Genomic DNA, 8,518 nt, shown 5'->3' on the forward strand with positions numbered 1-8,518 from the left:
CGAGGCCGCCTCCGTCTCCACTCACGTGAACAAGAACATCCGCGTACGGGCGGCGGGAGCGGGCGCGGCGCTCGCCGTCGCCGTCGCCGCGACAGGAGTCGCAGGAGTCACGGCACCGGGCGCGGTGGCGGCTCCCGCCGGGGCCCAGGACGTCACCGCGGCGGTGCTCGCCGACCGTGACGTCACGCTGCGGGGCGACGCGGTGGTGACCGTGCCAGCCGGGAAAACCACGTACGACGGGGTGTTCCGCGGCGAGGGCACGCTCACCGTGCGCGGCTCCGGGACCCTGGTCCTGACCAAGGACAGCGACTTCACGCTGCCGAAGTCCCGGCAGCGGCAAGCGGTGGGGACGCAGGGCGGCAACCACCCGTACGTCACCACGACCAACCCGGACCCGCCCGCGATCACGGTCGAGCGTGGCGCGACCCTGCAGTACGGCGACGGCGGCACCACCGGGCTGATCGGCCACTTTCCGTACAACACCCCGGCTTTCCGTCTCAACCAGGACAACATCAGGGTCGACGGCACCCTGCGGCTCTCCCTGAAGAGCGCCTACAACCTGGGCACCATCAGCGGTTCCGGGCTGATCACCCAGCCGAGGTTCCTGTGGGGCACCTGGGACCTGTCGGGCACCCACTCCTTCTCCGGGGTGATCGACAACGGCACGCAGGTGAACGCCGGACGCCCGGAGTTCGCGACGGCGCTGCCGAACATGCGCAAGATCCTCAACCAGGGCACGTACACCGTGGACACCCCGCTGGGCCAGACCGTCACCATGGGCATGGACTTCTACCAGCGCGAGTACGGCAGTGACATCAACGTCCAGTCGCGGCCGGGCAGCAAGGTCGTGCTCACCGGCCAGTACAGCTGGTCGAACCAGGGCGGCGACACCGACCCCTCGCTCAGCGACCCCGCACTGAACTGGACGCCCGCGCGCAAGAACATCAACAAGCGCGGCACCAACATCAAGGGCGCCAACGTCCAGTGGGGCGACGGGACCACGAACAAGATCTTCATGCCGGGCACGTCCGAGACGGTCTACATCAACCTCCTTGCTGCCAGGTCCCGTTCGCTGCTCACCTTCGACTACAACGGGCCGGTGACCCTGGGTGCGCCCATCGGCGGCGGCGTGTTCCACGACACGCTGTCCACCCCCGGCGCCGGGGACATCGTCATCAAGGGCACGAAGGGCAACGACGTCACCTTCGCCGCCGTCCAGTACTACAACGGCTCGACGACCGTCCAGAAGGGCGCGGTGCTGCGACTGGGCAGCGGAAAGCCGGGCGGCGACGGAGGGCTGTACACCAAGGGCGACCTCTACAAGGTGGTCAACGACGGCTCGCTGGTGCTCCGCAACACCTCCAAGCCTCTTGCCCTGTCCCGGATCGGCGGCAGCGGCTCGCTCACGCAGTCGGGCGCCGCGACGGCGACACTGACGGGCGGCGCGGTGACGTACACGGGGACGACGACCGTCACCAAGGGCACGCTCGCACTGGACGGCTCAACTCTGGCCCGCAGCAAGGCGATTCGGCTCACCACGACGGACGCGCGGCTCGACGTGCGCAGGGCCCTCGGGCAGACGCTGAACCTGACCACGTCCCTGTCCGGCAAGGGCAGGGTGGTCGGCTCGGTGACGAGTACGGGGAAGGTCTCGGGCGGGGTGACGGTGACCGGGGACTATACGCAGCGCTCGGGTGGTGAACTGGCCGTAGGTGAGCGGGCGTTGAAGGTCGGTGGCAAGGTCGGGCTGGCGGGGAAGCTGGATGCCCGCCTGGACGCCCGTACGGCTTCTTCGGAGGCGAAGGCGGCGAAGGTCGTGCTCATCGACCACGCCGGAAAGACGAAGACGACCGGCACGTTCACCGGGCTCAAAGAGGGCGCCAAGGTCAAGGTGGGCAAGACCGAGTACCGGATCAGCTACCGGGGCGGCGACGGCAACGACGTCGTCCTGACCACCGACACCGCGAGCCCGTCCGCGACGGCCCGGGCCGCCGGGGACTCCGCCGTGCCGAAGGCCGCGGGTGCGGCGAGCACAACCGCCGAGAGCTCCGTACCGCGCGTCTGGTGGCTGGTCGCCGCCGCGCTGGGGCTGCTGGCGGCGCCGGCGATTCCGCTGGCCCTGAAGCGGCGTGCCGCCCGGTCACGGGGCGGGCGGCACGCCTCCACGAGGTGACGGGACGCGCGGCGTCCCGTCTGGGCCCTCCGGGCGCGATAATGAACGAATGACGAAGGAAGAAGAGCGCGGCAGCGCGGCCGTGGGCATCGCGTTGTCGGTGGGCACCTCCGTGGGAATGTCCATAGGGGTCGTACTCGGGCTGCTCGTGTTCGACAACCTCGCGCTCGGAATCAGCCTGGGCATGTGCGTCGGCGTCGCGATCGGCTTCGCCGTCGGAGCCGCCGTCGCCCGGCAGCAGCCGCCTGACGGCCCGCCGAACGACCCTGGATCCGCCTGATGCTCACCCCTCACACCGTGTGAAGGTCAGCGGGCAGCGCCGGCCACCTTCCGGGCCGCCCGCAGGTAGTCGAGCACCAGCGGGCGGTGGTCGTCGGTGTGGGCTGCGAGTGCGAGGCGGCTGGGGGCGATGCCGTGGACCGGGCGGGTGACGACGCCGCCGAGGCTGATCAGGGGTGCGTTCCCGGCGGCGACCAGGCAGACGCCGCGGCCGTCCACCAGGGCCTCGTACGTCTCGTCGGTGCTGGCGATCTCGGCGCCGACGCGCGCCGGACGGCCGCCGCGCTCGTCGAGGGCGAGCCAGTGGTCGCGCAGCGCCCCGGCGCTCTTCGGCAGGGCGAGGAACGGCTCGTCCAGCAGATCGGCGAAGTCGACGGACTCCCGGGCGGCCAGCGGGTGTTGCTCGCGCAGGGCAAGCAGGCGCGGCTCCTCGGCGACCACGACGTACGTGTAACGGTCGAGGTCCGGGATCGGCAGCCATACGAAGGCCACGTCGACCGTGCCGTCCGCGAGCCCGGCGCTGGCGTCCTCCCAGGCGATCTGCCGGAGCCGGACGGTGGCCTCGGGGCGGGCCTCCGTGAAGCGGGAGCGGATCGCCGGGAGCAGGCCGCCGCGGGCCGGGCTGGTGCTCATGCCGACGACGAGGGTGGCCGCCTGCTCGGCCTTCGCGCCCTCGGCCGCGTCCAGGGCATCCTGCCAGGCGGCGAGGACCTTGCGGGCGTACGGCAGGAGGGCCTTGCCCACGGGTGTCAGCTGCACGCCCCGGCTGTCGCGCTCGAACAGCGGCGCCCCCAACTGCCCCTCCAGCGCCCGGACTTGCTTGCTCAGGGCGGGCTGGGAGACGTAGAGGCGTGCGGCGGCACGGGTGAAGTGCAGCTCCTCGGCCACGGTGACGAAGTACCGCAGGTCCCGCGTGTGGGCGTCCATAACCCTTGGTTATCACGACGGGTCTTGGACGGGCGAGCCCTCTCGGTACGAGGCTTGTCGGCAGAGGGAAACACGACCGACGAGGAGACCGTAATGAGCAAGGTATGGCTGGTGACAGGGGCGAACAGCGGTTTCGGGCGGGCGATCACGGAGGCTGCCGTCGCCGCCGGGGACGTCGTGGTGGCCACCGCCCGCCGTCCGGCCACGCTCGACGATCTGGTCGCGGCCCACCCGGACCGGATCGAGGCGCTGCCCCTGGACGTCACGGACCCGGCGGGGATCGAGGCGACCGTGCGGGACGTGGCCGCGCGCCACGGCCGGATCGACGTGCTGGTGAACAACGCGGGCCGCAGCCATGTCGGCGCGTTCGAGGAGACCACGGACGCCGAACTGCGGGAGCTGTTCGAGCTGCATCTGTTCGGACCGGCCGCCCTGGTCCGGGCTGTGCTCCCGCACATGCGCGCCCGCCGCTCCGGCGCGATCGTGCAGCTGAGCAGCATGGGCGGCCAGCTGTCCTTCGCCGGATTCGCCGCCTACAGCGGTACGAAGTTCGCACTGGAGGGCATGTCCGAGGCGCTGGCCGACGAGGTGCGGCCGCACGGCATCAAGGTACTGATCGTCGAACCGGGGGCCTTCCGCACCGGCCTGTTCGGCAACATCAGCGCCAGCCCGGAACTGGACGCGTACGCCGACACGGTCGGACCGACCCGCAACATGGTCGCCGCCGGCGACGGCACCCAGCCCGGCGACCCCGCCAAGGCCGCCGCCGCGATCATCACGGCCCTGGAGGCCGACAACACACCGCTGCGCCTGCCCCTCGGCGACGACGCGGTGGACGCCGTGGTCGGACACCTCGACGGGGTCCGTACGGAGATCGCCGCGTGGGAGAAGGTCGCGCGGGCGACGGCGTTCGGCGACTGAGGCGGGGCGAGGCCTCGCACACGTGCGGGCGGGCGGGTGCGGGGACCGGGGCCGGGCCAAGGCCAGGGCCGAGAAAACCCCGTGCGGGCCTCCCCGCCTCGTTGCTACCGTTCCCGCCATGAAGCGCGCCCATATGACGACGACGCCGGAGAGTGTCCCGGCGCGCTGAGCGATGAGCCAGTCCGAAGCCCCGGGGCGAGTGCCCCGGGGCTTCGGCGTACCCGGTCACTCGCCCGGATCCGTACCGTCCGCGAGGAGACCGCCACCATGAACGACAACAGCCACCAGAGCAGCCACGACCATCGCCGACTCGGCCGCGAGCTCGGCCTGTTCGACACCGATCCGCTGATCGGCGCGGGGCTGCCGTACTGGCTGCCCGACGGCGCGGTCGTACGGCACACCCTGGAGGAGTACATCCGCGGGGAGGAGCGGCGGGCGGGATACCGGCACGTGTACTCGCCGGTCCTCGGCAAGCGGGAGCTGTACGAGATCTCGGGGCACTGGTCGCACTACAGCGAGGACATGTTCCCGCCGATGGAACTGGGCGCGGAGCAGGTCGTGCTGCGGCCGAGTCTGTGTCCCCACCATGCGGTGATCTACCGTTCCCGCTCCCACAGCTACCGCGAACTTCCCCTGAGAATGGCCGAGTTGGGCGACATGTACCGCTCCGAGCTGTCCGGTGTGCTGGGCGGGCTCACCCGCGTACGCGCGATCCACCTCAACGACGCGCACATCTTCTGCACCCTGGACCAGGTGGCGGAGGAGGCCCGGGCCGCGCTGGAGATGATCCGCCGGGCGTACGACGCGCTCGGCATCAGCCCGGCCCGCTACCGGCTCTCCCTGCCGGGCCCGGGTGGCAAGTACGTCGCCGCGCCGGAGCTGTGGCGGCGGTCCACCGCGTTGCTGACCGAGGTCCTGGACGGCTCCGGGTTGCCGTACGAGGCGGCCGAGGGCGAGGCCGCGTTCTACGGGCCGAAGATCGACGTCCAGGTCGCCGACGGCGCGGGCCGGGAGTCCACCCTGTCCACCGTGCAGATCGACTTCCACCAGCCGGAGCGGTTCGACCTGCACTACATCGGCGCGGACGGCGCGAAGCACCGGCCGGTCATGGTGCACCGCAGCGTCATCGGCAGCGTGGAGCGGGCCGTCGCCCTCCTCATCGAGAAACACGGCGGAGCCTTCCCGGCCTGGCTGGCCCCGACCCAGCTGGTGGTCCTGCCGGTCTCGGAGGCCCAGTCGCCGGACGCCGTCTCGTTCGCCCGGCGTTGTACCGAACGCGGGCTGCGCGCCGAGATCGCCGGCCCGGAGAGCGGCACTCTGGGCGCCCGCGTGAGGGAGGCCCGCCTCGTCCCCTACCAGGCGGTGATCGGTGCGAAGGAGGCCGCCGACGACCGGGTCGCGCTGCGACTGCGGGACGGGCGACGCCTGGACCCGCAGCCGGCCGGGGAAGTCGTCGACCGGGTCGCCTCGGTGGTCGACGCCCATAGCACCGGGCCCCTTTAGGGGCGCGTTCAGGGGCGCGGGGAACTGCGCAGTCTTTTAGGGGCGCGGGGCTGTGACATATGCGGCTCCGCCGCGTGGGCGCGACCAGCCCCACCGGCCCGCAGCGTTCGTACGGCCTGCGGAGCGCTCAGACGCTCTCCCGGCGCCCTCGCAGCCACACGTACACAGGAATCCCCGCGAACAGGAACAGCACCCCCTGATAGACCGCCGCATACCCCGCCCCCGCGATCAGCCAGAAGGAGAACGCGAAGGAGAGCCCGGCAACGATCAGGTCCCGGACCAGACCCGCGGGGCGAACCCGCTCGCGGGTCCCCCGGGCCAGCCAGTACAACTGGGCCGCGGCCGACAGCAGATACGGCACGCACCCGGTGAAGGTGGTGATGAGGACGAGGACACGGAAGGTGGTGCCCGGGCCTGCCGTGTAGTTCAGGGCGATCAGCAGCGAGCCGAGGACAGCGCAGGCCAGGACCCCGAAACCAGGCACCCCGCCCTTGCCCATGCGAGCGAACGCCGCCGGGAACAGCCCGTCCCGCGCGGCGGCGTACGGCATCTGCGCGCTCATCAGGATCCAGCCGTTGAGGCAGCCGACCATCGAGGCGAGGGCGACCGCGGCGATGACCGTGCCACCCCAGTGGCCGCCGGTCATCGCGTCGACCGCGTCGGCGAACGGCGCCCCGGACTCGGCGAGTTCGCCGTGCGGGACGAGGCCGAAGACCGCCACCGTGCCGAGGAGGTAGACGAGGGCCGAGCCGAGCGTGCCCAGGACGCTCGCTCGGCCCACCGTCCGCTCGGGGTCGCGGACCTCGCCGGCGCTCATGGCTGCCGACTCGACGCCGAGGAAGCTGTAGAGCAGCAGTGCGGCCGAGGCGGCGAGCGCGCCGGGCACGCTGTCGCCTGAGGCGTTGAACGGGCCGAAGTTGTCGGTGTCGATGAAGAAGAGTCCGACGGTGGCGACGAGGAGCAGCGGCACGAACTTCAGGATGGTCGACACGATCTGTACGCCGCCCACCCAGCGCGTGCCCGCGAAGTTCGCGGCGGCGGGCAGCCACAGCGCGGCCGCCGCCACGGTCGCCTCCAGCGCGCGGTTGCCGTCCAGCGGCAGCAGCACGTCCGCGTATCCGACGGTCGCGACGGCGAGGGCGGCGATGCTGACCCAGGTCATGGTCCAGTACGACCAGGCCGACAGGAAGCCCGCGAACTCGCCGAACGCGTCGCGCGGGTACACGTACAGCCCGCCGGTCACCGGGCTGCGGCGCGCCAGCTTCCCGAAGAGCAGGGCGAGCAGTACCGCGCCCACGGAGAGGACGAGGAAGGCGAGCAGGCTGACTGTGCCGTACGGGGCGACGGTTGCGGGCAGTACGAAGATGCCGCCGCCGATGATGTTGCCCATGACCAGGGCGGTGGCGGCGGCGAGGCCGAAGCGCTTCGGGCCCTGGGACGGCGGGGCGTCCTTGGTCGGCGGGGCGGGATCTGTGGTGTCTGCGGCAGGCATGGGGAGGTCCGTTGTTCCGTGGGGAGCCGTGGGGGTGGGGATCTGTGGGGGTGGGGATCCGTGGGGAGGGGAGCGTGAGCCTAACCCGGCATCCCATATGGTGGGCGATCTGTTCATGTACTGGACACAAAGCGGGTGTCTGCTCTCGCGTCGACTAGCGTCGTCCCATGACCAGCGATGCCACCCGTACTCTCGCCGAAGCCCTCGCCACCGGCACCCGCGCCGTCGTCCTGGACGGCGGTATGTCCAACCAGCTCGAATCGGCCGGGCACGATCTGAGCGACGAGTTGTGGTCGGCCCGGCTGCTCGCCGAGCGGCCCGAGGCGATCACCGAGGCGCACCTCGCCTATTTCGAGGCGGGCGCGAACGTGGCGATCACCTCCAGCTACCAGGCGACCTTCGAGGGCTTCGCCCAGCGCGGCATCTCCCGCGAGCGCGCCGCCGAACTGCTCGGACTCAGCGTCGGACTCGCCCGCGAGGCGGCCCGGCGGGCGGCGGCCAAGGGTGTGCGCGAGCCGTTGTGGGTGGCGGCTTCGGTGGGTCCGTACGGGGCGATGCTGGCGGACGGCTCGGAGTACCGGGGGCGGTACGGGCTGAGCGTGGCCGAGTTGGAGCGGTTCCACCGGCCCCGGCTGGAGGTGCTCGCGGCCGCCGGGCCTGACGTGCTCGCGCTGGAGACCGTGCCCGATGCCGACGAGGCGCGGGCGCTGCTGCGGGCGGTGCGGGGGCTTGGCGTGCCGGCGTGGCTGTCGTACAGCGTCGCCGGGGGGCGGACGCGGGCCGGGCAGCCGTTGGAGGAGGCCTTCGCGGTCGCCGCCGAGGCCGATGAGGTGATCGCGGTTGGTGTCAACTGCTGTGTGCCCGATGACGTGGACGGTGCGGTGGAGATCGCCGCGCGTGTTACCGGCAAGCCGGTTGTGGTGTATCCGAACAGTGGCGAGACCTGGGATGCCGGGGCGCGGGCCTGGACCGGGCGTTCCAGCTTCTCGTCTGAGCAGGTCGCTGGTTGGGAGCGGGGTGGGGCGCGGTTGATTGGTGGGTGCTGTCGGGTTGGGCCGGGGGCGATTTCGGGGATTGCGGGGGTGTTGCGCGGAGCGTAGCGCTCCGCGGGTTGGGCGGTTGTTTGTCTGCGGGTTCGGTGGGGGCTGGTCGCGCAGTTCCTCGCGCCCCTGGGGTGGTGGGTGGTGGGGTCGGTGCCGCGACGGGGTATCCGATCGCCGCTC

General features: G+C 71.7%; 7 protein-coding genes. 5 read left to right on the plus strand and 2 right to left on the minus strand.

Annotation, left to right across the window (positions count from 1 at the left end; all coding sequences use genetic code 11):
- Positions 1–25 precede the first annotated feature (25 nt).
- Together AB0I18_RS05195 and AB0I18_RS05200 are read left to right on the plus strand one after the other, a co-directional pair.
- The gene (locus AB0I18_RS05195) at positions 26–2,173 is read left to right on the plus strand and encodes an autotransporter-associated beta strand repeat-containing protein (protein ID WP_363103989.1); all 2,148 of its coding nucleotides are present in this window, start codon (positions 26–28) and stop codon (positions 2,171–2,173) included.
- A 49-nt stretch (positions 2,174–2,222) separates the two neighbouring features.
- Positions 2,223–2,453, plus strand: coding sequence for a hypothetical protein (locus AB0I18_RS05200; protein ID WP_363103991.1), 231 nt, complete (start codon positions 2,223–2,225; stop codon positions 2,451–2,453).
- 26 nt (positions 2,454–2,479) lie between these two features.
- Here AB0I18_RS05200 and AB0I18_RS05205 read toward each other — a convergent pair whose 3' ends face one another.
- Positions 2,480–3,379, minus strand: a complete 900-nt coding sequence (locus AB0I18_RS05205) for a LysR substrate-binding domain-containing protein (protein WP_363103992.1) — start codon at positions 3,377–3,379, stop codon at positions 2,480–2,482.
- 93 nt (positions 3,380–3,472) lie between these two features.
- Between AB0I18_RS05205 and AB0I18_RS05210 the strand changes: the two genes are divergently transcribed.
- Together AB0I18_RS05210 and thrS are read left to right on the plus strand one after the other, a co-directional pair.
- Positions 3,473–4,300 (plus strand): oxidoreductase, encoded by an 828-nt coding sequence (locus tag AB0I18_RS05210; RefSeq protein WP_363103993.1) that lies wholly within the window; start codon positions 3,473–3,475, stop codon positions 4,298–4,300.
- Positions 4,301–4,567: 267 nt separating this feature from the next.
- On the plus strand, positions 4,568–5,803 hold the full coding sequence (gene thrS / locus AB0I18_RS05215) for a threonine--tRNA ligase (RefSeq protein ID WP_363103994.1): 1,236 nt from the start codon (positions 4,568–4,570) through the stop codon (positions 5,801–5,803).
- A 127-nt stretch (positions 5,804–5,930) separates the two neighbouring features.
- On the opposite strand, the gene AB0I18_RS05220 is transcribed toward thrS, so the two are convergent.
- On the minus strand, positions 5,931–7,295 hold the full coding sequence (locus tag AB0I18_RS05220) for an amino acid permease (RefSeq protein WP_363103995.1): 1,365 nt from the start codon (positions 7,293–7,295) through the stop codon (positions 5,931–5,933).
- Positions 7,296–7,462: 167 nt separating this feature from the next.
- Between AB0I18_RS05220 and mmuM the strand changes: the two genes are divergently transcribed.
- Positions 7,463–8,395, plus strand: coding sequence for a homocysteine S-methyltransferase (gene mmuM / locus AB0I18_RS05225; RefSeq protein WP_363103996.1), 933 nt, complete (start codon positions 7,463–7,465; stop codon positions 8,393–8,395).
- Positions 8,396–8,518 lie beyond the last annotated feature (123 nt).

The sequence above is a fragment of the Streptomyces sp. NPDC050704 genome (genome assembly GCF_040654355.1).
In the GTDB taxonomy this organism is placed as follows: domain Bacteria; phylum Actinomycetota; class Actinomycetes; order Streptomycetales; family Streptomycetaceae; genus Streptomyces.

What these genes read in the sequence shown, in the direction of transcription:
- AB0I18_RS05200 (WP_363103991.1), top strand. Translation starts at nt 2,223, where the DNA reads ATGACGAAGGAAGAAGAGCGCGGCAGCGCGGCCGTGGGCATCGCGTTG.
- AB0I18_RS05205 (WP_363103992.1), bottom strand. Translation starts at nt 3,379, where the DNA reads ATGGACGCCCACACGCGGGACCTGCGGTACTTCGTCACCGTGGCCGAG.
- AB0I18_RS05210 (WP_363103993.1), top strand. Translation starts at nt 3,473, where the DNA reads ATGAGCAAGGTATGGCTGGTGACAGGGGCGAACAGCGGTTTCGGGCGG.
- thrS (WP_363103994.1), top strand. Translation starts at nt 4,568, where the DNA reads ATGAACGACAACAGCCACCAGAGCAGCCACGACCATCGCCGACTCGGC.
- AB0I18_RS05220 (WP_363103995.1), bottom strand. Translation starts at nt 7,295, where the DNA reads ATGCCTGCCGCAGACACCACAGATCCCGCCCCGCCGACCAAGGACGCC.
- mmuM (WP_363103996.1), top strand. Translation starts at nt 7,463, where the DNA reads ATGACCAGCGATGCCACCCGTACTCTCGCCGAAGCCCTCGCCACCGGC.